Source organism: Candidatus Pantoea multigeneris, from assembly GCF_011752615.1.
Classification (GTDB): Bacteria; Pseudomonadota; Gammaproteobacteria; order Enterobacterales; family Enterobacteriaceae; genus Pantoea; species Pantoea multigeneris.
Map to the genome: position 1 here is coordinate 1,089,744 of NZ_VWXF01000001.1, position 20,583 is coordinate 1,110,326.

The following is a 20,583-nucleotide window of genomic DNA, read 5'->3' on the forward strand; positions in this document are numbered from 1 at the left end:
TGGTTGAAACCACGGGTTATTCCCACAACGTAAATAAAACACTGGAACTAATTATTTTCCCCTGAGATTTAACAGCACAATCGTCGCCGTATAAAAACAAGGCCGAACGTAGGCTTATTAATGTGGACGCAGGTGATCAAGTCGATCGGGTTAATGACTAAAAATTTCAGACTTCCCCTGGGTAAGCGACGCTCTGTCGGCAACGTTGATACACTTCTTGATGCAAAGCGGGAACTGGCCCTTTTCCCATGGCTAAAAATTTGCTATTCATCCCTGCAGCTATCGTCAGCACCTGTCAGGCAGAACCCTTCGCGGTTTGGCAGGTCAAATTTTCGGGCTCTCCACAGGATGAGGATGACAGCATGTTAAACCGAGTTAAAAAGAGGCTTCTGGCGGCATTGCTACCCGGGCTGCTACTGGTCAGCACGCTGCCTGCGCGAGCGGATGTCAGCGATAACCTGCCGGATATTGGCACTACCGCAGGTGCTACGCTCTCTATTGCGCAAGAGATGCAGATGGGCGACTTCTATGTGCGCCAACTGCGCGGCAGTGCGCCATTAATTAACGATCCCTTACTGAATCAATATATTAATCAACTCGGTCAACGTCTGGTCGCACACGCCTGGAGCGTGAAAACGCCGTTTCACTTTTTTCTCATTCAAAACGATGAACTGAACGCCTTCGCCTTTTTTGGCGGCAATGTGGTGCTGCACGCGTCACTGTTTCGTTTTACCGATAACGAAAGCGAACTGGCTTCTGTGATGGCACACGAAATTTCCCACGTAACGCAGCGCCACCTCGCCCGCGCAATGGAATCACAAAAGGCCAGTGCACCCCTCACCTGGGTAGGCGCACTGGGTTCAATCCTGTTAGCTATGGCCAGTCCGCAGGCAGGCATGGCGGCCCTGACCGGCACGTTAGCGGGTACCCAGCAGGGGATCATCAGCTTTACCCAGGGCAATGAACAGGAAGCCGATAGAATCGGGATTCAGGTGCTACAGCGCGCAGGCTTTGATCCGCAGGCGATGCCGGAATTTTTACAGAAGCTAGCAGATCAGAGCCGCTTCTCCTCCAAACCACCGGAAATATTGCTCACCCACCCGTTGCCCGACAGTCGCCTGGCCGATGCACGTAACCGCGCTAACCAGATGCGCCCCGTGGTGGTGCAGTCTTCTGAAGGCTACTACATGGCGAAGGTTCGGGCGTTGGGTATGTACGCGACCGGCCGCAATCAACTGACGGATGACCTGCTACAGCAGTTAGATCGCGGTAATACGCGTCAGCAACAGGCGGCAAAATATGGCCGGGCAATACAATTCTTACAGGCGAAAAAATTCGCGGATGCCCGCAAGATCGTGGCCCCGCTATTGGCGCAGCAGCCGGAAAACGTCTGGTTCCTCGATATCATGACCGATATCGATATTGGCCTGAATCAGCCGCAGCAGGCGATAGCCATGCTGAACGGTGCTAAAAGCCTGAACACCAGCCCGGTGTTACAGCTGAATCTGGCTAATGCCTATATCGAGGCAAAACAGCCTGCGAAGGCCAGCCACATCCTTAACCGCTACACCTTTAGCCACGCGGATGACCCTAACGGCTGGGATCTGCTTGCACAGGCCAGCGCGCAGCAAGGGCTGAATGACGAAGAGATGGCGGCAAGGGCGGAAAGCCTCGCGTTGGATGGCCAGCTAGCCCAGGCCATTACGGCGCTAAGCAGCGCCAGCGCTCAGGTTCCGCTCGGCAGCCTTAAACAGGCGCGCTATGATGCGCGCATCGATCAGCTGCGTCAGCTTCAGACGCGCTTCCGTCCGTATGAGAAGGGATAATTCATGGTCACGATTTACCACAATCCGCGCTGTAGTAAGAGCCGGGAAACACTGGCACTGCTTCAGGCTCGCGGCATCGAGCCGGAGATAGTGCGTTATCTGGAGACACCACCCGATGCAGAAAGGGTTGCAATCCTCCTGAAGAAGCTCGGCATGAGCAGCGTGCGCCAACTGATGCGCAGTAAAGAAGATTTGTACCGCGAGCTGGATTTAGGACGCGAGACGCTGAGTGAAACCACGCTGCTGGAAACGCTGGTGGCTAACCCTAAGCTGCTCGAACGCCCGATTGTCATTAACGGCGAACACGCACGCATTGGCCGCCCACCGGAAGCGGTACTGGAGATCCTCTAAGACGCTTACAGCCCCAGCGCCTCTTTGACAAACGGAATGGTCAGTTTGCGCTGGGCACTGATGGAAGCGCGGTCCAGCTTATCCAGCGTTTCGAACAGGGCACGCGTTTCACGATCAAGCCGTTTAAGCAGGAAGCGGCCCACATCTTCCGGCAGCTCAAACCCTCGCAGACCCGCACGCAGCTGTAATGCCTGCAATTTATCTTCATCGGACAGTGGATTGAGACGGTAGATTTGCCCCCAGTCGAGCCGGGAAGCGAGGTCAGGCAGCTGGAGATTGAGCTGGCGGGGAGGACGATCGCCGGTGATAAGCAGACGGGTATTGCCGGTTTCAAGAATGCGGTTATAGAGATCAAAAATCGCCATTTCCCAGGGCTCTTCTCCCGCAATGCATTCGATATTGTCGATGCAGACCAGAGCCAGTTGTTCCATGCCTTCCAGCACTTCAGGGACAAACCAGGTGCGCTTATCCAGCGGTACATAGCCTACGGCTGCGCCACGCGCCGACATTTCTGCACAGGCTGCGTGCAGCAGATGACTGCGCCCACCCCCTTCACGTGACCAGAAATAAAGGTAACTGCCGTGCGGCTGGTCCAGGGCACTTTTCAGCGATGCTAACAGCGACGGGTTATCCCCCGGCCAGAAGCTGGCGAAGGTTTCATCATCTGGTAAATAGAGCGGTAGTGACAGCTGTGCCGGCGTGTTCAGATGCACCTCAGTGGAAGACCTGGCAATAATCCCAGGTAGTCTAACACAAATCTTGCTGTTGACGAATCGGGCTTCCCTGCCCGCCGCTTCACTTAATGCTGTGAAGTTTCATCAGCATCCAGCACCACTTCTTCCGGACGCAGACGTGAAATCACATGGAAAATCAGGCTCAGCAATACGCCCACGATGGTCGCCAGTGCCATACCTTTCAGCTCGGCCGCGCCAATGTGGATTTTCGCGCCGCTGACGCCGATGATCAAAATGACCGCCGTCAGGATCAGGTTCTGTGCTTTGCTGTAATCAACTTTGGATTCGATCAGCACGCGAATACCGGACGCACCGATCACGCCGTACAGCAGCAGCGACACACCGCCCATCACCGGCACAGGAATTGCCTGAATGATCGCCGCCAGCTTACCGATGCACGACAGCAGGATAGCGATAATCGCCGCGCCACCAATCACCCAGGTACTGTAGACACGGGTAATCGCCATCACGCCAATGTTTTCGCCGTAGGTGGTATTCGGGGTGGAACCGAAGAAACCGGAGATCACGGTCGACAAACCATTAGCAAACATCGAACGGTGCAGGCCTGGGTCACGAATCAGGTCTTTCTTGACAATGTTTGCCGTCACCACCAGGTGGCCGACGTGTTCTGCAATCACCACCAGCGCGGCAGGTAAAATCGTCAGCATTGCCGCCCACTCAAAACGCGGGGTGTAGAACGTCGGTAGCGCGAACCAGTGCGCACTTTCCACGCCGCTCCAGTCAACCACGCCCAGCGCAGCGGCCAGCACATAGCCTGACACCACACCAATCAGGATCGGGATAATCGCGAGGAAACCACGGAACAGTACCGAACCGAACACGGTAACGCCAAGGGTAACCAGTGAGATGAGAATGGTTTTGCTGTCTGCGCTGGTGCCTTCGGCGGGCAGTAATCCTGCCATGTTCGCCGCTACGCCCGCCAGCTCCAGACCAATAACCGCGACGATAGCCCCCATCACCGCCGGTGGGAACATCACATCCAGCCAGCCGGTGCCGGCCTTTTTCACGATCAGCGCCACCAGGCAGAAAATCACGCCACAGAGAATAAAGCCGCCGAGTGCCACTTCATAGCCTAATGGCAACAGCAGCAGCACCGGGGAGATAAATGCAAAGCTGGAGCCCAGATAGGCAGGGATTTTACCTTTACAGATAAACAGGTAAATCAGCGTACCGATACCGTTGAACAGCAGCACGGTGGCCGGGTTGATGTGGAACAGAATCGGCACCAACACCGTCGCGCCGAACATCGCGAACAGATGTTGCAGGCTGAGTGGTATGGTTTGTAACAGCGGTGGGCGCTCACTGACGCCAATCGCACGACGAGTCATTTATTATCCCCTTAAGTGGTGTCATTCCTGTCAGACATAAAAAAGCCGACTCTCCGGTCGGCTCTGCGATAATTTTATTTATTTGGTACCGAAAATCTTGTCACCCGCGTCGCCCAGACCGGGGATGATGTAACCTTTGTCGTTCAGGCCCTGATCGACCGAAGCGGTGTACAGCTCCACGTCCGGGTGTGCTTTTTCCAGGGCGGCAATCCCTTCCGGCGCGGCAACCAGCACCAGCACTTTGATCGAGGTACAGCCGGCTTTTTTCAGCAGGTCAATGGTTGCGATCATTGAGCCACCGGTTGCCAGCATCGGGTCAACCACCAGCGCCAGACGCTCTTCAATATTAGAAGCCAGCTTCTGGAAATAAGGTACTGGCTCCAGCGTCTCTTCGTCGCGGTAGATACCCACCACACTGATACGCGCGCTTGGTACATGCTCCAGCACGCCTTCCATCATGCCCAGACCTGCACGCAGAATGGGCACTACGGTGATTTTTTTACCTTTGATCTGCTCAACGGCAACCGGGCCATTCCAGCCCTCAATAGTAACCTTCTCAGTTTCGAGATCGGCCGTGGCTTCATAGGTCAACAGGCTGCCTACTTCCGACGCCAGTTCGCGGAAGCGTTTGGTACTGATATCCTGCTCACGCATCAAGCCCAGTTTATGTTTGACCAGCGGGTGTTTGACTTCCACGATCTTCATTGGTGTTCTCCCGGAAAATGAGTTGAGCTAAAAAAAAATCGCCGGATTATACCGCTTTTTTTTCACTGCACAACCAGACTTGAATCAACTATAGATTTTTTTTTCCTGTTAGTGAAAATCCTGTCAGACGCAATTCGGGACTCGCAAACGTTTGCCTGCGCTGATAGAATTGCCGCGCTTTATGTTAACCACCAACCGCAACTCGCGTGGGGATTCCGCAGTGACCGACAAGACCTCTCTCAGCTACAAAGACGCCGGCGTTGATATTGATGCTGGTAACGCTCTGGTTGACCGTATTAAAGGCGTAGTGAAAAAGACCCGCCGCCCGGAAGTAATGGGTGGACTGGGCGGTTTCGGTGCGCTTTGTGCGCTGCCGCAAAAATACCGTGAACCTGTGCTGGTCTCCGGCACCGACGGCGTTGGCACCAAGCTGCGCCTGGCGATGGATCTGAAACGCCATGATGCTATTGGTATCGATTTAGTCGCTATGTGCGTCAACGATCTGGTGGTACAGGGCGCTGAGCCGCTGTTTTTCCTCGATTACTATGCCACTGGCAAACTGGACGTAGACACTGCATCCAGCGTGATCAGCGGTATCGCTGAAGGCTGCCTGCAGTCAGGTTGTGCACTGGTTGGCGGTGAAACCGCAGAGATGCCAGGCATGTACCACGGCGAAGACTACGACGTTGCTGGTTTCTGTGTCGGCGTGGTGGAAAAATCCGAGATCATTGATGGCTCCAAAGTGAAAGATGGCGACGTGCTGATTGCGCTGGGTTCCAGCGGCCCGCACTCCAACGGCTATTCACTGGTGCGTAAAATTCTCGAAGTCAGCCAGACTGACCCACAGACCAAACAGCTGGAAGGTAAGCCACTGGCAGACCACCTGCTGGAACCGACTCGCATCTACGTGAAAAACATACTGAGCCTGATTGAACAAGTTGATGTTCACGCGATTGCTCACCTGACCGGTGGCGGCTTCTGGGAAAACATCCCACGCGTGCTGCCAGACAACACGCAGGCAGTGATTGACGAGAAGAGCTGGGAATGGCCAGCCGTGTTCAGCTGGTTGCAGCAGGCAGGCAACGTTAGCCGTCACGAGATGTACCGCACCTTTAACTGTGGCGTGGGTATGTTGATTGCCCTGGACGCAGCAGAAGCAGATAAAGCGGTTGAACTGATGGCCGCTGCGGGCGAAAAAGCCTGGAAAATTGGCGTAATCAAAGCGTCTGATGCTGAAGAGCGTGTGGTAATTAACGCATGAAACGGATTGTCGTCCTGATTTCCGGCAGTGGTAGTAACCTGCAGGCAATCATCGACGCCTGTGCTCAACAGCGCATTAACGGCAGCGTTGCTGCCGTTTTCAGTAACAAAGCAGGCGCTTACGGTCTGGAGCGCGCGCGTGCGGCGAATATTCCCGCCCACGCACTCAGCCCGAAAGCGTTTGCCGATCGTTATGCGTTTGATCACGCGCTGATGGATCAGATCGATCAGTACCAGCCCGATCTGATCGTGCTGGCCGGTTATATGCGTATTCTCAGCCCCGCGTTTGTTCAGCACTATCTGGGCCGGATGTTAAACATCCACCCCTCCCTGCTGCCTAAGTATCCCGGATTACATACCCATCGCCAGGCCATTGAGAATGGTGATGCGGAGCACGGCACGACCGTGCATTTTGTCACCGAGGAGCTGGATGGCGGGCCGGTGGTCTTACAAGCCCGCGTCCCGGTATTTGCTGAAGATAGTGAGGAAGAGCTGATTGCGCGTGTGTTACATCAGGAGCATGCCATCTATCCGCTGGCTGTTAACTGGTTTACCACCGGTCGCCTCAGTATGCAGAACCAGCAAGCCTGGCTTGATGGTGCTCAACTCCCTGCACAAGGCTACGCGCACGAATAAAAGCCCGTTTGATGTTGTTCTGGCTGTCATCGGGCCATAACCTGATGACAGTTCAGACATTCCCCTGTTTATGCCTGCCAATCAACCATAGCGCCCGGTAATATAGTCTTCCGTGCGTCGCACTTTGGGCGAAGTGAAAATACGATCGGTCTCGCCAAACTCCACCAGCGCACCATTGTGCATAAACGCCGTGTAATCAGAGACACGCGATGCCTGCTGCATGTTGTGCGTCACCAGCACCAGGGTGAAATGCTGCTTCAGCGAGTGCATCAGCTCTTCGATCACCAGCGTAGAGATCGGGTCCAGCGCCGAGGTCGGTTCATCTAATAACAGCACTTCTGGCTCAATGGCGATCGCGCGGGCAATCACCAAGCGCTGCTGCTGGCCGCTGGAGAGCGTCAGGGCATTCTGTCCGAGGTGATCTTTCACCTCTCCCCATAACGCTGCCGCACGTAACGCACGCTCACAGGCTTCGTTTAACACGCGCCTGTCGCGTACGCCCTGCAACCGCAGACCATAAATCACATTCTCATAGATTGATTTCGGAAACGGGTTAGGACGCTGGAACACCATCCCCACACGACGGCGCAGGGCAGAAAGATCCTGCTGCCCGTGCAACACAGACTCCTGCTCCAGCAAAATCTCACCGCTGATACGGCAGTTATCGATGACGTCATTCATGCGGTTGAAACAACGCAGCAGCGTAGATTTGCCGCAGCCCGAAGGGCCAATCAGCGCGGTGATCTGCTGCCGGGGAATGTGCAGATTAATATTATGTAGAGCCTGACGTTCGCCATACCACAGCGATAACTGATCAACGGTCAGAGCAACATCAAAATCGGGCGTCATAAGCAGGCCTGTTAATGAACCAGTAAACGGTAGCGCTCACGCAGACGATGGCGTAACGCCATGGCCAACAGGTTAAGCGATAAAATAATCATCACCAGCAGCAGAGCCGTGGCATACACCAGCGGGCGATCGGCTTCAACGTTCGGGCTCTGGAACGCCAGATCGTAAATCTGGAAACCGAGGTGCATAAACTTGCGATCGAGATGCAGATAGGGGAACACGGCATCTACCGGTAGCTCGGGTGCCATCTTCACCACGCCCACCAACATCAGCGGCGCGGTTTCTCCCGCTGCGCGTGCCACGGCCAGAATCAAACCGGTTAACATCGCAGGCACTGCCAGCGGCAGGACCACGCGCCACAAGGTTTCCCACTGCGTTGCGCCCAACGCCAGTGAGCCCTGGCGCAAGGTTTCAGGAATGCGTGACAACCCCTCTTCTGTGGCGACAATCACCACCGGCAGGGTTAATAATGCCAGCGTCAGCGAAGCCCAGAGCAAACCGGGTGTCCCAAAGGTCGGGCCGGGTAGCGCCTGCGCATAGAACAATTGGTCAATCGTGCCGCCCACCAGCCAGATAAAGAATCCGAGGCCAAACACGCCATAGACAATCGACGGTACGCCCGCCAGGTTCACCACCGCAATGCGCACCATGCGCGTCAGCGCGTTGCGCCCGGCATACTCATGCAACCACACGGCTGCAATCACCCCTAATGGCATCACAATGACCGACATCAACAGCACCATCAGCACCGTGCCAAAAATGGCCGGGAACACGCTGCCCTCACTGCCGCCATCGGCCGGGGAATCACTGACAAAATGCCACATCTGTTGCAGCGTATGCTGGATTTTACCTTTGCTGCTCAGCGCGTTGGGATACCATGCAGCCACCACCTGAGTTAGCGGGATAGCATGTTGCTCGCCTTGCACATCACGCAGTAACAGATAGTCACGCTGACTTTCCAACTGCAGGGCCGATAGACGCTGCCCGAGCAGGCTCAGCTGACGCTGTAGCGCCGCCTGATTGGCCTGATTTTGTGACAATTCCCGCTGGCTTAATTTCTCATCGCTGGCCTGGTGCACCAGAGTTTCCAGTTGGCGATTGATTCGCGCCATTTCGACCCGGCGTAAATGACTGATTTGATGCTGAATCTGGTGTACCTGATGCAGTCGCTGCGCCAGCAACGCATTCGGATTGCGCGCGGTCAGCATCTCGGTGCCCTCACGCAGGCCATCAAACCAGCCATAAGCACTGCCGCCCATACGACGCTGTACCACCATGGCGTCCGCTGGGTATGTCACCGCTAAGGCGGTTTGACTGTAAAGCACGCGGAAATCCGGCGCGGCCCAATCCCGGTTGCCAGTTTTGATCACATAGCGATGCACAAAACCGCTCGCCAGCTCAGGCGCGGCGTAGTGGTCATGATAGCTCACTGTTTCACCTAACAGACGCGTCATTCCCGCTTCTGGCTGTTGTAAGCTATATAGCGCCAGCGACTGAGGCCAGAAAGCACGAATGCCCTGCCATCCCAGTAACCCGATCAGTAAGGTAAAAGCCAGCAGGCAGACGGTAACCGCACCCGCTGTCAGCCAGCGCCAGCGGTCGTTTTGTCTCATCGCTTTCATCCCTGCCCCTCATGCTGGCTATAACGTTGACGCAGCCGCTGGCGAATCAACTCCGCCAACGTATTAATTACCAGCGTAAATACCAGCAGTACCAGGGCACTCAGGAACAGAATGCGATAATGCGCGCTGCCTGATGCTGCCTCTGGCATTTCGATGGCGATATTGGCCGAAAGCGCGCGCAGGCCGCTAAACAGCCCGCCGCTGGTTTGTGGTGTGTTGCCGCTGGCCATCAGCAAAATCATGGTTTCTCCAATGGCGCGACCAAAGCCAATCATCATCGCGGCAAAAATACCGGCGGAAGCGCCAGGCAATACTACGCGAGTCAGGGTTTGCCACGGTGTCGCACCCAGCGCCAGCGACCCCTGCCCCAGCGAAGCCGGTACGCTAAACAGCGCATCTTCTGCCAGGGTAAAAATCAGTGGGATCAATGCAAAACCCATCGCCAATGACGCCACCAGCAAATTGCGCTGGGCGTAATGCGGCAACCAGATGCTGACATCCGGCAGAAAACGGCTCGGCAGCCACAGCGTTAACAGGGCGACAGCCAATAAAATCGGCAGCAGCACCAGCAGTTCGCGGCCAGCACGCTGCCAGCGTTTACCAAAACGTCCGCACAACAGCAATGTGATGGTGAGTGTCACAGGCAGCAGCAGCACACCTGGCAGGGCATCGCCAATGTGCGGGGCCATCCACAGCCCGGCAATCAGCCCTACCACCACGCTGGGCAGCGCGCCCATCATTTCAATCGCCGGTTTTATCCAACGGCGCATACCCGGTGACATAAACCATGCGGTATACATAGCGGCGGCCAGTGCCAGCGGCGTGGCAAACAGCAGTGCGAGGCCCGCGGCTTTCAAGGTGCCAGTGACCATCGGTACCAGACTGAATTTGGCCTGATAGCTGTCCCCTGCGGCGGTGGACTGCCAGACCCAGTCAGGTTTGGGGTAGTTCTCATACCAGATTTTCTGCCAGAAGTTGCGCCAGTTAACGTCCGGCCAGGGATCATCCAGCTTATCGCGCTGCCAGCTTCCCGCACGTTCCAGCAATAGCGCATCCCCGTTGGGTGAAAAGGCTGCACCTGCGACACCCGCCTCGAGTTTGCGCTGCATAATCGGACCATCTTGTTTGCTGGCGAAGAGTTTAAACTCCCCTTCGGCATTTAAGGTGGCAAACACCCGGCGGTTAATCTCGGTAAACAACAGCGCGTCGCCGCTGCTTTCGGCATAGCGATGGATCTCCCGCAGGCGTGGGCCCTGTTCACCGCTAATGGCAAACCACTGGCTGATGCCGGTAGCATCCTGAATGAGCAGTGACTCACCGCCAGACAGCAGATGGAGACTCTGCGGGATGCGCGGCAGCGTGTGTATTTCTCGCAGATGAGGCACCGTGCCTGGGAAACTCCAGACCCGCAGTAGCTGACCGTCAAGGGTATAAAGCAGCGTACCGCGTGGTGATAGCAGGAGCTTATCGGCATGGCGTTGTGGAATATTAAGAATGTCCGGGATGTCGCTGTCGCGGTAGGTGATTACCTGAATACCCTGTGCATTCACTTGCGCCATCCGCCAGCAGTCAGGCCCGCATTTCGCCAACGACAGGGGTTGTCCGGCATTGCCCAACGCGCTCAGGGGTTTATCGCCCAGGGGAAAACGCCACTGAGCCTGAGCGGGTGTGGTATCTACCTGTAGCAGCAGCACACCCTGGGCAGTACGCAGCAGCATAGATTGCTGATCCGCCGCTACCGTCGCACTTTGTATGGCCGCATTCAGCGGCAGTATCGAGCCAGTAGACGGCTTGTCCAGTGAGATCAGAGCAGCATTACCGCTGGCACCAATACGCCAGCCCACACTGCCACTGTTGCCCAGAGCCACCAGCGGTGATTTATCTTGCAGCGCCTGCGCCTGCCCTTGATGCAGAGAGGGCGACGAAAACAGCGGCAGCACCACCCAAATCAGCCAGAAAAACAGCAGCATCATCAATAGCAAAATGGCCATGCCACAACTGCTGATCAGTCGACGAGCAAAGCTGTCCAGCCAGCGTCTGCGGCGGTCACTATAGTGAACAGGAATGTGATTAAGGCTCATGCATACCAGTGAAGCGGAAAATAAAACGCTATGTTGCCCGTAGCCGATTGATAAGACAACCATTGACGTTGGACAACGCTGCCATACTCTCGCCATAATGGGCGTGGATAGTAAGCTCCGGTACTAAGAAAGTGAGTGAGGCGGGTGCTGAACCCTCCAGCATCAACAAGAAAGCGGGACTACGCCTCATCCTGCAACCGCAATATGGAGTGAGAATGGGTCAGGAAAAGCTGTACATAGAAAAAGAATTAAGCTGGTTGTCTTTTAACGAACGCGTCTTACAGGAAGCGGCCGATAAATCAAATCCACTTATTGAAAGGATGCGTTTTCTCGGGATCTATTCCAACAATCTTGATGAGTTTTACAAAGTCCGCTTTGCCGATCTCAAACGCCGCATCTTAATCGGTGAAGAGCAAGGCACACCCGGCCCGCTGCGCCATCTACTTAAAAAAATTCAGCAGCGCGTCATGAAATCCGAGCATGAATTCGATGCCCTCTACAATGAACTGCTGCTGGAGATGGCACGTAATCAGATCTTCCTGATTAACGAACGCCAGCTCTCGCCTAACCAGCAGGTGTGGCTGCGTCACTACTTCAAGCATGAACTGCGTCAGCACATCACACCGATTCTGGTGAACCACGATACCGATCTGACGGAATTCCTTAAAGATGACTACACCTACCTCGCGGTAGAGATCATCCGTGGCGACAGCATTCGCTACGCGCTGCTGGAGATCCCTTCCGATAAGGTTCCCCGTTTCGTGAACCTGCCGGCTGAATCCCCGCGCCGCCGCAAGCCAATGATTTTGTTGGATAACATCCTGCGTTATTGCCTGGATGAAATCTTTAAAGGCTTCTTCGACTACGATGCGCTAAACGCCTATTCGATGAAGATGACGCGCGATGCTGAATATGACCTGGTGACTGAGATGGAATCCAGCCTGCTGGAACTGATGTCCTCCAGCCTCAAGCAGCGCCTCACAGCCGAGCCGGTACGCTTTGTTTATCAGCGCGATATGCCCGATGCCATGGTTGAAATGCTGCGCGGCAAGTTCAGCATCTCCACCTTTGACTCCGTGGTGCCAGGTGGCCGCTACCACAACTTCAAAGACTTCATCGGCTTCCCGAACGTGGGTAAAAGCAACCTGGTGAATCGCCCGTTGCCGCCGATCCGCCATATTGGCTTTGATGGTTTCCGCAACGGCTTTGATGCTATCCGCAATCGTGATGTGCTGCTCTACTACCCGTATCACACCTTTGAGCACGTGTTGGAGTTGCTGCGTCAGGCGTCATTTGACCCGAGCGTGCTGGCGATAAAGATCAATATTTATCGCGTAGCGAAAAACTCCCGCATCATGGATGCGATGATTCACGCCGCCTATAACGGTAAAAAAGTGACGGTGGTGGTTGAGCTCCAGGCGCGCTTCGATGAAGAAGCCAACATTCTGTGGGCTAAACGCCTGACGGAAGCCGGTGTACACGTTATCTTCTCTGCGCCGGGCCTGAAGATTCACGCCAAGCTGTTCCTGATTTCTCGTCGCGAAGGCGAAGAGATTGTCCGTTATGCCCATATCGGCACCGGTAACTTCAACGAAAAAACCGCGCGCCTGTATACTGACTATTCGCTGTTAACCGCCGATGCACGTATTACCAACGAAGTGCGCCGCGTGTTTAACTTCATCGAAAACCCGTATCGCCCGGTCAGCTTCGAGCATCTGATGGTATCACCACAGAACTCGCGCCAAATGCTGTACCAGCTGATTGATGCCGAGATCGCCAATGCCCAGCAAGGGTTGCAGGCGGGTATCACACTGAAGATTAATAACCTGGTGGATAACGGCCTGGTTGATCGTCTGTATGCCGCTTCCGGTGCCGGGGTGAAAATCAATCTGTTAGTGCGCGGCATGTGCTCATTGATCCCTGACTTACCGGGTATCAGTGAAAATATTCGCGTTACCAGCATTCTTGACCGTTACCTGGAACACGACCGCGTCTATATTTTTGATAATGCCGGCGATAAAAAAGTCTTCCTCTCTTCGGCAGACTGGATGACGCGCAACATTGATTACCGTATCGAAGTGGCGGTATCGATCCTTGATCCACGCCTCAAACAGCGCATTCTCGATATCATTGCGCTCCAGCTTGGAGACACGGTCAAAGCACGTATCGTGGACAAAGAACTGGCCAACAGCTACGTACCGCGCGGCAACCGCCGTAAAGTTCGCTCGCAGTTAGCTATTTATGATTATATTAAGCAACTCGAACAGCCAGAATGACGCCTATGCCCATCTCAAACAACACAACGCCGAAGCCGCAGGAATTTGCCGCTATCGACCTGGGTTCAAACAGTTTTCACATGGTGATTGCACGCGTCGTGGACGGTGCAATTCAGGTGCTGGGTCGCCTGAAGCAGCGCGTTCATCTGGCTGATGGCCTCGATGCTAACAATCGCCTCAGCGATGAAGCCATGGAACGTGGTCTGAGCTGCCTCGCCCTGTTTGCCGAACGTTTACAGGGTTTTAGCGCCAGCAACGTGACCATTGTGGGTACCCATACCCTGCGTCAGGCGGTGAATGCCGATACCTTCCTCAAACGTGCCGAAGAGGTGATCCCGTTTCCGATTGAGGTGATCTCCGGCAACGAAGAAGCGCGTCTGATCTTTATGGGCGTGGAACACACGCAGCCACAGAAAGGCCGCAAGCTGGTGATTGACATCGGCGGCGGTTCAACGGAAATGGTGATCGGCGAGGATTTCGAACCGCAGCTGGTAGAAAGTCGCCGTATGGGTTGCGTCAGCTTTGCCCAGCTCTATTTCCAAAAGGGTGAGATCTCCGCAGATAACTTCCGTCGCGCACGTCTGGCGGCGGCACAGAAGCTGGAAACCCTGTCATGGCAATATCGCCTGCACGGCTGGCAATATGCTCTGGGGGCCTCTGGCACCATCAAAGCCGCCTTTGAAGTTCTGCTGGCGATGGGTGAGAAAGAGAAAGTCATTACTCCCGAGCTGTTGGACAAGCTGAGTGACGAAGTGCTGAAGCATAAGTCATTTGATGCACTCAGCCTGCCGGGGCTGTCAGAAGATCGTAAGTCCGTCTTTGTGCCTGGGCTGGCCATTCTGCGCGGCGTATTTGATGCGCTGGCGATTCGCGAACTGAACTACTCCGATGGCGCGCTGCGTGAAGGCGTGCTGTATGAGATGGAAGGCCGTTTCCGCCATCGTGATATTCGCAGCCGTACCGCGCAAAGCCTTGGCAATCAATATGCCATTGATAATGACCAGGCAAAACGCGTACTGGAAACCACCGACAGCCTGTATCAACAGTGGCTGGAGCAGAACGAAAAGCTGGGCAACCCGCAGCTTGCCGCATTACTGCGTTGGGCCGCGATGCTGCATGAAGTTGGGCTGACCATTAACCACAGCGGGATGCAGCGCCACTCGGCTTATATTCTGCAAAACAGCAATATGCCCGGCTTCAATCAGGATCAACAGCTACTGCTGGCGGCACTGGTGCGTTTCCACCGTAAGGCGATCAAAGTTGACGATCTGCCGCGCGTCACCCTGTTCCGCAAAAAGCAGTTCCTGCCGCTGATTTTCCTGCTGCGCCTCGGTACGTTGCTGAACAATCAACGCCAGGCCACCACGCGCCCAGAGTCTCTGATCCTGAAAACAGATGACGGCCACTGGACGCTGGTGTTCCCACAGGGTTACTTCAGCCAGAATAATTTGGTGCAGCTCGATCTGGAGCGTGAGCAGAGCTACTGGAATGATGTCACCGGCTGGAAACTGTTGCTGGAAGAGGCCGATGCGCCATGAAGGCGGATAGCTACTTTGCCGAAACCTGGGGCCTGACCGCCCCGCATTCGGAAGTGCTGGAAGCGTTGCCGCTGTTACCTGTGGGTAAAGCACTCGATCTGGGCTGTGGGCAGGGACGTAATAGTCTGTTCCTTAACCAGCACGGCTTTGACGTGACAGCCTGGGACCAAAACCCGCAAAGCCTGGCGCGGTTGAATGAGATTATCGCGCAGGAAGGTTTGCAGGGCATCAGCACTGAACTGCGCGATCTCAACCAGACGCGTTTTAATGGTGCTTATGAACTGGTGCTTTCCAGCGTGGTGATGATGTTTTTGCAGCCGGAGACCATTCCCCAACTGATTGCCGATATGCAGGCCAGTACGGTGAAATATGGCTATAACCTGATCATTGCCGCGATGAGCACGGAAGATTTCCCCTGCCCGGTGGATTTTCCGTTTACCTTCCGCTCTGGCGAGTTGAGCCATTACTACCGTAACTGGCACATTGTGAAGTACAACGAGCACCCCGGTGAGCTGCATAAAACCGATGCAGAGGGCAATCGCATCCGCTGTCGCTTTGCCACCCTTTTAGCGCAGAAAGCCAGCTATTAACCCGCCTTGCAGGTCGCAGCCGTGGCCTGCAATATTGAATGTTTTTTCATCAATGTTTGCTTTCACCTGTAGGTTATGTCTAAATGTTGCTATCGCCCGTTATGGGTCTCAACAGGAACTCCGCGTGAACAGCGCCATTTCATCTCGACGACGTAAGAATGCCGGCAGTATGACCCGCATTGTGTTGCTGATTAGTTTTCTTATTCTCTTCAGTCGTTTGATCTTTATTCTGCCCGCTGCTTTCGAGCACCATCAGCAAAAAAACTCTGCGCCCCCGGCAACCAGCACTGTACTGAGCGATACGCGGTAACGTAATACGCACGGCAGTTTTTTGATGCTTTCTACCGGTAACTGCCCACCTGTGCCTCTCGCCCGGTCATTTTATGCTGCTGTAACCACTCGGCTGTTTTTATCTGCCTGCTGTATTGGCTCGCGCCTACTCCAGAGTGTCACTGCTGCTGATGCCGTAATGTGCCACTGCCTGCTGCAAATTGAGACGTAGAGTTACCTGCGCCACTTCCTGCACGGCCTCGGGCACGCGGTAATGACCACGGCCGTTTAGCCACGCCAGTACATCAGCCAGATGCCAGATACTGGCCTTCCCCTCGTGCACTGGCAGCGGAAATGCCGGGCTATGCGCCAGCATCAGTTTGCGCATGTTCTGCCGTGAGACACCGATGATTTCAGCGACATCGGTTAAACCGACAAAATCCGGGGCAGCTTCAGTCAACCGCACACCTGGGATTGCAGCATTTACGTCTTGTACGGCGCTGAACAGGGCTTGCCGGGCCGTTGCGGCGCTGCGGGTAAATTCAAGCGCCAGCTTACCGGCAACGCCTGAGCCTACCAACGCGTCATCACACCCCGCTGCGGCTAACTGCTCAATCAGTTGATCGACATCATGTGCAGCCGACGGCAACTGAAAAGTCAGCGTAAAACAGTACTCCTGCATAACTTCACTCCTTTTATTAATGCGTCACCTGGACAAAAATGCAGCGTTGAACCACTCGACGCAAAGCGCAGGCATGGTTATCCGGGCTTTTCGGTGTGCTCCAGATACTGGTGATACAGAATTCACCGCAGCGACACTCCAGCATGCGCGACGGGCAATACATTTTTCCCCATGCGTGATGCCCACCCAACACAATTCGCCAGCCATGTGCTTCGGCAAAGTTGAGTGCGGCTTCAATCTCCTTATTGGGATGCGGTCTCCTGCCTTTCATATGCGTCACCTTATCGGGTTAGACTTTGGGTGTCAATCGACAACCTCGCTTAATTTTGCGGTTATTTTGCCCAAAATCAGCGGCCAATACAGTGTGAAAGCACAGAACTGGAAAGCCGCGCGCAAACATTCTTAAGTACAGCGCGTCAGGTCTGATGACTGAGTGATGTCCCGGTCACGTTATGCGTAACATCCCTGCCGTAACATCTTTTTCAGTGAGTTAGCTCACAGTTTTAATCTCGCGTAAGCCCTGAAATAAGACTTTTGTCAGCACCGTTACAGGGTAGATTTATGCAACTCGAAACAGAATCCTGCGTTATTCAGGGCAAAGAGCAGGTCGAAGTTATTAAGCAACAGGTGGAATATCACGGCCAGGGTACGCTGGTGCGTATTACGCGCGGCGGTATTTGTGGTTCCGATTTGCACTACTACCAACACGGCAAAGTCGGCGATTACGCCGTCAAAATGCCGATGATTCTTGGTCATGAAGTGATCGGTTACGTGGTGGAAAGTGATAATCCACAGCTGGCTCCACAGCAGAAAGTGGCGATCAACCCTTCCAAACCGTGCGGCAAGTGCAAGTACTGCGAGCGCGATCAGGAAAACCAGTGCGTGGCAATGCGCTTTTTCGGCAGTGCCATGTACACCCCGCACGTTGATGGCGGCTTCACCCAATTTAAAGTGGTCGATAGCGCGCAGTGCGTTCCCTATCCGAATGATGCCCCCGATGAAGTGATGGTCTTCGCCGAACCTTTAGCCGTCTGCATCCATGCCACACAGCAAGGTGGTGAGATGAGCGGCAAGCGCGTCTTCATTTCCGGTGTTGGCCCGATTGGCTGCTTGATTGCCGCAGCGGCAAAAGCGCGTGGAGCCGCTGAAATCGTCTGTAGCGATGTAAGCGAGCGCTCACTGGGTATGGCAAAACAGATGGGTGCAACTCACACGCTGCACGCGGCAGAAGGCGACTTCAGTGCTTACACCGCAGACAAAGGCTACTTTGATGTGGTCTTTGAAGCCTCCGGACATCCCTCTTCCATTCAGCGCTGCCTTGATGTGGTGTGTGCCAAAGGCATCCTGGTCCAGGTGGGAATGGGCGGAGCCGTGCCGAACTTCCCGATCATGCAGCTGATTGCCAAAGAGGTGCAGTTGGTGGGCTCGTTCCGTTTTACCCATGAATTTAACACCGCCGTCACCTGGTTGGCTGAAGGTGTCATCGATCCGCGTCCGCTGTTCAGCGGCGCTTATGACTGGCAGGAAGTGGATGCCGCACTGCAATTCGCCGGGGACAAAACCCGTGCAGCCAAAGTTCAGCTGACTTTTTAACGGAGCATCGCCATGAGTACACTTTTCTCTTTAGCGGGCAAACGCGCCCTGATTACCGGTTCTGCTCGCGGCATCGGTCTGTTACTGGCTACCGGTCTGGCTGAAGCCGGGGCGGAAGTGATCATCAACGCCACCACGGCCGCAGGGGCGGAAAAAGCGGCGGCACAGTTGAGTGAACAGGGTTTTACTGCCCACGCCTGCGCGTTTGATGTCACCGATGCCGCAGCTGTAGAAGCCGCAATTGAACACATTGAGCGAGACATTGGTCAGATCGACATTCTGATTAATAACGCAGGCATTCAACGTCGTCGCCCGTTCCTTGAGTTCCCGGAACAAGACTGGCACGACGTGATTGCCGTGAACCAGACGGCGGTGTTCTTTGTATCTCAGGCCGTTGCCAAACGCATGGCCACTCGCCAGCAGGGTAAAATCATTAACATCGGTTCAATGCAGAGTGAGCTGGGCCGCGACACCATTACGCCGTACGCGGCCTCTAAAGGTGCCGTGACCATGCTAACCCGCGGTATGTGCGTTGAGCTGGCGCGCCACAACATTCAAATCAATGCCATCGCCCCTGGCTATTTCGTCACCGAAATGACGCAGCCGCTGGCCGATGACCAGGCCTTTACCGCCTGGTTAACCAAGCGCACCCCTGCCGCGCGTTGGGGAAAACCTGAAGAGTTGATCGGGGCCGCAGTTTTTCTCTCCTCCCGCGCCTCCGACTTCGTCAATGGTCACTTACTCTTTGTAGATGGCGGTATGCGCGTCGCCGTCTAACCCCTGAGCGCGGGTTGCCGCGCCAGGTTTTTCTCTGCCTCTGATAATAATGATAAGGAAAATTCCATGCCTATAACGATTATCGTTTTTGGCGTCCTGCTGTTACTGCTGTTGATGATCGTCTTTAAGGTCAACGGCTTCATTGCTCTGGTGTTTGTTGCCGCCGTTGTGGGTATCGCAGAAGGTATGACGCCGCTGGCGGCTGTCGCCTCTATCCAAAAAGGGATCGGTTCGACCCTCGGCGGGCTGGCGATGATTCTGGCTTTCGGTGCCATGCTCGGGCGACTGGTGTCCGATACCGGAGCCGCACAGCGCATCGCCAGCACCCTGATTAACGCTTTTGGCAAACAGCGTTTGCAGTGGGCACTGATGATTACCGGCCTGATTGTCGGCCTGGCGATGTTCTATGAAGTGGGCTTTGTTCTGCTGCTGCCGCTGGTGTTTACCATCGTGGCGGCTTCTGGCTTACCGCTGCTGTATGTCGGTGTGCCGATGGTTGCCGCGCTTTCGGTCACCCACTGCTTCCTGCCGCCGCACCCAGGTCCAACGGCGATCGCCACGATCTTTGGTGCTAATTTAGGCACGACGCTGCTATACGGACTGATCATCACCATCCCTACCGTGATCGTCGCGGGTCCACTGTTCTCTCGCTTCCTGAAAAATTTCGAAAAATCACCGCCAGAAGGCCTGTATAACCCGAAAATTTTCACTGAAGAGGAGATGCCAGGCTTCGGTACCAGTATTTTTGCTGCGATCATCCCTGTGGTGCTGATGGCTCTGGCTGCGGTGTGTGAACTGACAATGCCGAAAGAGAGTGGCGTCAGGCAGTTCTTCGAGTTTGTCGGTAACCCCGCCGTCGCGTTGTTTATCTCCGTCGTGTTAGGTGTTTTCACCCTGGGATTACGTAATGGCCGTTCTATCGGTGACGTCATGGAGATGTGCGGCAGCTCGATTGCGGCCATCGCGATGATTGTGTTTATCATCGCGGGCGGCGGTGCCTTTAAGCAGGTCCTGGTAGACAGCGGCGTGGGTGATTATATTGCCAATATGATGAAAGGCTCTTCACTTTCACCCCTGCTGATGTGCTGGACCGTTGCCGCCATGCTGCGCGTGGCACTGGGTTCAGCTACCGTTGCGGCCATCACCACCGCCGGGATTGTTACACCAATTATTGCTGTAACACACACCGATCCAGCATTGATGGTGTTAGCCGTTGGTTCCGGCAGCGTTATCGCTTCACACGTCAATGACCCCGGCTTCTGGCTGTTTAAGGGGTACTTTAACCTGAGTGTGGTAGAGACGTTGAAAACCTGGACGGTGATGGAAACCCTGATCTCGGTTCTCGGTCTGGCGGGCGTGTTAATTCTGAATGCCGTGCTGCACTGATTGATGAAATCCACAGGGAGGTGGATTTAAAAGCGGTGTTAAATGCCAAATGGGCATG

The 20,583-nt window shown here is 54.9% G+C and carries 19 protein-coding genes; 11 read left to right on the forward strand and 8 right to left on the reverse strand.

Annotation, left to right across the window (positions count from 1 at the left end):
* Window positions 1-362 precede the first annotated feature (362 nt).
* Both bepA and arsC read left to right on the forward strand, forming a co-directional pair.
* Complete coding sequence (bepA, locus tag F3J40_RS05035; protein ID WP_167012811.1) at window positions 363-1,826, forward strand: beta-barrel assembly-enhancing protease; 1,464 nt, start codon at window positions 363-365, stop codon at window positions 1,824-1,826.
* A 3-nt stretch (window positions 1,827-1,829) separates the two neighbouring features.
* The gene (gene arsC / locus F3J40_RS05040) at window positions 1,830-2,177 is read left to right on the forward strand and encodes an arsenate reductase (glutaredoxin) (protein ID WP_167012812.1); all 348 of its coding nucleotides are present in this window, start codon (window positions 1,830-1,832) and stop codon (window positions 2,175-2,177) included.
* 5 nt (window positions 2,178-2,182) lie between these two features.
* Here the strand turns inward: arsC and hda are convergent, their stop codons facing one another.
* The 3 genes from hda to upp all read right to left on the reverse strand — a co-directional run bounded on the left by hda (window position 2,183) and on the right by upp (window position 4,965).
* Complete coding sequence (hda, locus tag F3J40_RS05045; RefSeq protein WP_017347732.1) at window positions 2,183-2,890, reverse strand: DnaA inactivator Hda; 708 nt, start codon at window positions 2,888-2,890, stop codon at window positions 2,183-2,185.
* Between the two features lie 86 nt (window positions 2,891-2,976).
* Window positions 2,977-4,260 carry a uracil permease gene (gene uraA / locus F3J40_RS05050; RefSeq protein ID WP_167012813.1) on the reverse strand — a complete coding sequence of 428 codons (1,284 nt, stop codon included), beginning with the start codon at window positions 4,258-4,260 and terminating at the stop codon, window positions 2,977-2,979.
* Window positions 4,261-4,338: 78 nt separating this feature from the next.
* Window positions 4,339-4,965, reverse strand: coding sequence for a uracil phosphoribosyltransferase (upp, locus tag F3J40_RS05055; RefSeq protein WP_017347734.1), 627 nt, complete (start codon window positions 4,963-4,965; stop codon window positions 4,339-4,341).
* Window positions 4,966-5,185: 220 nt separating this feature from the next.
* Between upp and purM the strand changes: the two genes are divergently transcribed.
* Window positions 5,186-6,226: a phosphoribosylformylglycinamidine cyclo-ligase gene (gene purM, locus F3J40_RS05060; protein ID WP_167012814.1), complete on the forward strand. Its 1,041-nt coding sequence runs from the start codon at window positions 5,186-5,188 to the stop codon at window positions 6,224-6,226.
* On the forward strand, window positions 6,223-6,861 hold the full coding sequence (gene purN, locus F3J40_RS05065; RefSeq protein ID WP_167012815.1) for a phosphoribosylglycinamide formyltransferase: 639 nt from the start codon (window positions 6,223-6,225) through the stop codon (window positions 6,859-6,861). Before purM ends, purN begins: the two co-directional genes overlap by 4 nt.
* Window positions 6,862-6,942: 81 nt before the next feature.
* Here purN and pstB read toward each other — a convergent pair whose 3' ends face one another.
* Genes pstB through F3J40_RS05080 form a run of 3 tightly spaced genes read right to left on the reverse strand, consistent with a single transcriptional unit; the run spans window position 6,943 to window position 11,413 of the window.
* The gene (pstB, locus tag F3J40_RS05070) at window positions 6,943-7,710 is read right to left on the reverse strand and encodes a phosphate ABC transporter ATP-binding protein PstB (protein ID WP_017347737.1); all 768 of its coding nucleotides are present in this window, start codon (window positions 7,708-7,710) and stop codon (window positions 6,943-6,945) included.
* A gap of 11 nt (window positions 7,711-7,721) precedes the next feature.
* Complete coding sequence (gene pstA / locus F3J40_RS05075; RefSeq protein ID WP_167012816.1) at window positions 7,722-9,332, reverse strand: phosphate ABC transporter permease PstA; 1,611 nt, start codon at window positions 9,330-9,332, stop codon at window positions 7,722-7,724.
* Window positions 9,329-11,413, reverse strand: a complete 2,085-nt coding sequence (locus tag F3J40_RS05080; RefSeq protein WP_167012817.1) for an ABC transporter permease subunit — start codon at window positions 11,411-11,413, stop codon at window positions 9,329-9,331. Before F3J40_RS05080 ends, pstA begins: the two co-directional genes overlap by 4 nt.
* 215 nt (window positions 11,414-11,628) lie before the next feature.
* On the opposite strand from F3J40_RS05080, the gene ppk1 reads away from it, so the two are divergent.
* The 4 genes from ppk1 to F3J40_RS05100 all read left to right on the forward strand — a co-directional run bounded on the left by ppk1 (window position 11,629) and on the right by F3J40_RS05100 (window position 16,127).
* Complete coding sequence (gene ppk1 / locus F3J40_RS05085; protein WP_167012818.1) at window positions 11,629-13,689, forward strand: polyphosphate kinase 1; 2,061 nt, start codon at window positions 11,629-11,631, stop codon at window positions 13,687-13,689.
* A gap of 5 nt (window positions 13,690-13,694) precedes the next feature.
* Complete coding sequence (gene ppx, locus F3J40_RS05090; protein ID WP_167012819.1) at window positions 13,695-15,227, forward strand: exopolyphosphatase; 1,533 nt, start codon at window positions 13,695-13,697, stop codon at window positions 15,225-15,227.
* Window positions 15,224-15,817, forward strand: coding sequence for a tellurite resistance methyltransferase TehB (tehB, locus tag F3J40_RS05095; RefSeq protein WP_167012820.1), 594 nt, complete (start codon window positions 15,224-15,226; stop codon window positions 15,815-15,817). The genes ppx and tehB overlap by 4 nt, the downstream gene beginning before the upstream one ends.
* A 124-nt stretch (window positions 15,818-15,941) precedes the next feature.
* Window positions 15,942-16,127, forward strand: a complete 186-nt coding sequence (locus F3J40_RS05100; RefSeq protein ID WP_017347743.1) for a YfgG family protein — start codon at window positions 15,942-15,944, stop codon at window positions 16,125-16,127.
* Window positions 16,128-16,253: 126 nt separating this feature from the next.
* Here F3J40_RS05100 and F3J40_RS05105 read toward each other — a convergent pair whose 3' ends face one another.
* Both F3J40_RS05105 and F3J40_RS05110 read right to left on the reverse strand, forming a co-directional pair.
* On the reverse strand, window positions 16,254-16,769 hold the full coding sequence (locus F3J40_RS05105) for a helix-turn-helix transcriptional regulator (RefSeq protein WP_167012821.1): 516 nt from the start codon (window positions 16,767-16,769) through the stop codon (window positions 16,254-16,256).
* A gap of 16 nt (window positions 16,770-16,785) precedes the next feature.
* The gene (locus tag F3J40_RS05110) at window positions 16,786-17,040 is read right to left on the reverse strand and encodes a hypothetical protein (protein ID WP_167012822.1); all 255 of its coding nucleotides are present in this window, start codon (window positions 17,038-17,040) and stop codon (window positions 16,786-16,788) included.
* 290 nt (window positions 17,041-17,330) lie between these two features.
* On the opposite strand from F3J40_RS05110, the gene idnD reads away from it, so the two are divergent.
* The 3 genes from idnD to F3J40_RS05125 all read left to right on the forward strand — a co-directional run bounded on the left by idnD (window position 17,331) and on the right by F3J40_RS05125 (window position 20,525).
* On the forward strand, window positions 17,331-18,362 hold the full coding sequence (gene idnD / locus F3J40_RS05115) for an L-idonate 5-dehydrogenase (protein ID WP_167012823.1): 1,032 nt from the start codon (window positions 17,331-17,333) through the stop codon (window positions 18,360-18,362).
* A 12-nt stretch (window positions 18,363-18,374) separates the two neighbouring features.
* On the forward strand, window positions 18,375-19,139 hold the full coding sequence (idnO, locus tag F3J40_RS05120; RefSeq protein WP_017347747.1) for a gluconate 5-dehydrogenase: 765 nt from the start codon (window positions 18,375-18,377) through the stop codon (window positions 19,137-19,139).
* 66 nt (window positions 19,140-19,205) lie between these two features.
* The gene (locus F3J40_RS05125; protein ID WP_167012824.1) at window positions 19,206-20,525 is read left to right on the forward strand and encodes a gluconate:H+ symporter; all 1,320 of its coding nucleotides are present in this window, start codon (window positions 19,206-19,208) and stop codon (window positions 20,523-20,525) included.
* The last annotated feature ends 58 nt before the right edge of the window (window positions 20,526-20,583 follow it).